The sequence below is a fragment of the Streptococcus sp. VTCC 12905 genome (genome assembly GCF_049893385.1).
Classification (GTDB): Bacteria; Bacillota; Bacilli; order Lactobacillales; family Streptococcaceae; genus Streptococcus; species Streptococcus suis_AA.
The window spans coordinates 1-3025 of record NZ_JBMVJC010000057.1; the positions used below are offsets into that span (position 1 = coordinate 1).

A 3025-nucleotide genomic window follows, 5' to 3' on the forward strand; every position below is an offset into this window, starting at 1 on the left:
AATCAGGAAAAAGCAGAAAAACACGTCTTCCGTAAAAGTAAGAAGTACCGTACGCTTTGTTCGGTAGCACTTGGAACTATGGTGACGGCTGTTGTCGCTTGGGGTGGCCAAGTAGCACAAGCTGATGAAGTGGTAACACCCTTGCTAGATAATACCGTTCAGAGATTCTACAATTGTGATTATGAACTAGCATAAGTCTGATATTTAAAGTTACACTTAAGAACAAAAATGACTATTTTAAGAACAAGCTACCTTTTGATATAGTTTTTATTGTAGAATATCTTCAATGAAAATAATTTAAGGCTGGAAGACACGTATGAGTTTAATAAATCCTATTCCAGATACTAACTGGTTAAAGAATAATAAAGATAATTTAAGGATTTCGGATGAAGCCTATCTTGAATTAGTACAAATTTATGATTTAATAGACTCCATAGATTGGGAGTATTCAAGAATAAATGATGACGCAACTTTGATAGATAAAATAAATCAATTTGCGACTAATAGAAAAAAAACAACTGTATCCGTAGTATATATTGTAAAAAATGAAGAGAACTTTATTTTAAAAAGTTTAGCAAGTATTATTGATTTTGCTGATGAAATTATTATTGTTGATACAGGTTCTACTGATGGTACTTTAGAATGTATAACTGAGTTATCACGTGAAAAAATTTTTTTGTACACATTTGAATGGTGTGATGATTTTTCAAAGGCTAGAAATTATGCTAATTCACATGCTTCATGTGAGTGGATATTAGTTTTGGATGCTGATGAGGTTGTTGATGATTTCAAAAATTTAAAGTTACTTTTGTCATATTTTAAATTATTTGATAGTTTTAGTGATACTGTATTTAATTTTAATATAATTCGAGGGAGTGATTATTATAAAACAGGAAAGTTAATTAGTAACACAGGGGCATTTCAATATAGAGGTAGAGTACACGAATCCTTCTATTCAATAAATAACAAAGATATATATTATGCTAATCTAAAAATTAATGTTTATGGACAAAAAAGAGAAAATAAAGAGAAGGCAAGCTATTATAATGAGCTATTATTAAAGACGATGCTAGATTACCCTACAGATAGTAGGTGGTGTTATTACTATTTTAGAGATAATTATAGTCAAATCAATTTGAATCAGATGTTTGAATATAGTTGTAAATCAATATTTAAAAGAGGAAATATTGTATCTGAAAATAATTTCATTTCAAATTATTTTTCTGTACATATAATTATGTTTATTTTGTCAAAAATGATTGATGAAAATAATTACATTCTTTTTGATTGTTATCTAAATCTAATTGAAAAAAAAGTCTCAGGACATTCAGATTTTATTTTTTTAAAATATGCACGTGAATTCAGATTAATACAAGAGGATATTTTAAATTCTATGAAGAGTTTTTTAGAAGAATATAATAAATGTTTATTTTCTGAAAATATATTTTCTCCTAATTGTATAAATTCACTCTTGGGATATTATCTATTTTTAGGGGGATTTTTTGAAGAGAGTGGTTTAATATTTAGAGAACTAAATTTAAATATCAGAGACTATCCTAGTTTCATTAATGAAAATTTAATTAATTACTTTCAAAAAATACATTGGAGGGAAGATTTATGATAAAAAGTAATTTATATAAAAAAGTTTATAAAATAGTTTATATAATTGATTTTTCAGAATTAGAACAAGAACCCTTATTTAATAATAAATTTCAGGAGATTGGAGAATGGTTTACTAATTCTGGCAAAAGGTGGATTTGCAGTAGTATATTATCTCCGGACGATTTTAAAAGTTATATTTTAAAAAATGTAAAGATTACAGACGGAGCAAAGATTAAATTTTTTAAAGATTATTTTCCGATTTCCACAAATAGTGAAATTGAATTTTGAAATCGAACAAACAATCCACAATTTTAATTTTACATATAATATAAAACTTACTCTTTATTTATAAAACAGTTTATTAGGAGGTAACATCATGACTCAAATGGAAAAATTTAATAAAATTTCTAAAACAGTTCTTAATGAAATAAGAGGAGGTGCATCGGAAAGTGCTAATTGTAAATGGGCGATTGTAACTTGTGCTCATGATACAATTTTAGCTGGCTTAGGTACTTCTGATCCAGGAAGTTCTTGTGCCTATATGAGGCGTGTATGTAAGAAAAATTGATAATAATATAGAGGAGTTTTTTTGAGTAAGTTTTGCTATATGATTTTTATGGGTGAAAATCTCACCCATTTTTGTGTTTGATCCCTAGTTGTTGCTCCAATATTTTAATTATAGATAGCATATAACTTTATTATGCTTCATTAGTCATTTTATAATATATCAAGGCTAAACACTAATACTAGTAAGGAGTATATTGAGTGAATGAAATTTTCGAAACGTCATTATCGTGCTCAAGTTGATTCAAAAGATTGTGGAGTAGCTGCTTTGGCCATGGTGTTAGAATACTATAATTCACATTATTCTTTAGCAGAACTTAGAGAAATGTTAGGTACAACTGAAAATGGGACTACTGCATTTAGTATAGTTTCTGTGGCAAATGAATTAGGGTTCGATACTGAAGCTATTTATGCAGATATTTCTTTATTTGACATAGAGGATATAAAATTTCCATTTATTGTACATATAAATAAGAATAATAAATTTTATCATTACTATGTTATTATTGGCAGTGATAAAAAATATATTTATATAGCTGATCCTGATCCTCTGATAAAATTATCTAAACTAACTAAAGAACAGTTTCTTGCAGAATGGAGAGGGATAACAATATTATTAAAACCAAACCATGAGTACAAAATTAAAATAAAGAAGACAAGTTTTCCTTCTTTATTTACTTTACTGTTTAATCAAAAGAAATTAATTTTTTTAATTATATTATTAACTTTAGCAGTAATGACCTAGTCAAGCATTTTTGTAACACTAGTGTATAAAATTTCTTACGAGGCTGGGCAAAAACTAGCTTCTCACAATAAAAAAACGAGCAGTTCCAATTAGGAGTTGCTCGTTTTCCACTTC

The 3025-nt window shown here is 27.4% G+C and carries 4 protein-coding genes and 1 pseudogene; all 5 read left to right on the forward strand.

What is annotated here, in order from left to right; genetic code table 11:
- Positions 1–174 (forward strand): annotated as a pseudogene (locus ACPC58_RS11475) (putative cross-wall-targeting lipoprotein signal domain-containing proteiin); the annotation flags it as partial.
- Positions 175–316: 142 nt separating this feature from the next.
- On the forward strand, positions 317–1621 hold the full coding sequence (locus ACPC58_RS11480; RefSeq protein ID WP_434066022.1) for a glycosyltransferase family 2 protein: 1305 nt from the start codon (positions 317–319) through the stop codon (positions 1619–1621).
- A complete protein-coding gene (locus ACPC58_RS11485; RefSeq protein ID WP_024381592.1) occupies positions 1618–1890 on the forward strand; it encodes a DUF3884 family protein in 273 nt (90 codons plus the stop codon). Before ACPC58_RS11480 ends, ACPC58_RS11485 begins: the two co-directional genes overlap by 4 nt.
- An 88-nt stretch (positions 1891–1978) precedes the next feature.
- Positions 1979–2170 carry a hypothetical protein gene (locus ACPC58_RS11490; protein WP_024381035.1) on the forward strand — a complete coding sequence of 64 codons (192 nt, stop codon included), beginning with the start codon at positions 1979–1981 and terminating at the stop codon, positions 2168–2170.
- A 201-nt stretch (positions 2171–2371) separates the two neighbouring features.
- Complete coding sequence (locus tag ACPC58_RS11495) at positions 2372–2911, forward strand: cysteine peptidase family C39 domain-containing protein (protein WP_434066023.1); 540 nt, start codon at positions 2372–2374, stop codon at positions 2909–2911.
- Positions 2912–3025: the final 114 nt, after the last annotated feature.

What these genes read in the sequence shown, in the direction of transcription:
- ACPC58_RS11490 (WP_024381035.1), top strand. Translation starts at nt 1,979, where the DNA reads ATGACTCAAATGGAAAAATTTAATAAAATTTCTAAAACAGTTCTTAAT.
- ACPC58_RS11495 (WP_434066023.1), top strand. Translation starts at nt 2,372, where the DNA reads ATGAAATTTTCGAAACGTCATTATCGTGCTCAAGTTGATTCAAAAGAT.
- ACPC58_RS11485 (WP_024381592.1), top strand. Translation starts at nt 1,618, where the DNA reads ATGATAAAAAGTAATTTATATAAAAAAGTTTATAAAATAGTTTATATA.
- ACPC58_RS11480 (WP_434066022.1), top strand. Translation starts at nt 317, where the DNA reads ATGAGTTTAATAAATCCTATTCCAGATACTAACTGGTTAAAGAATAAT.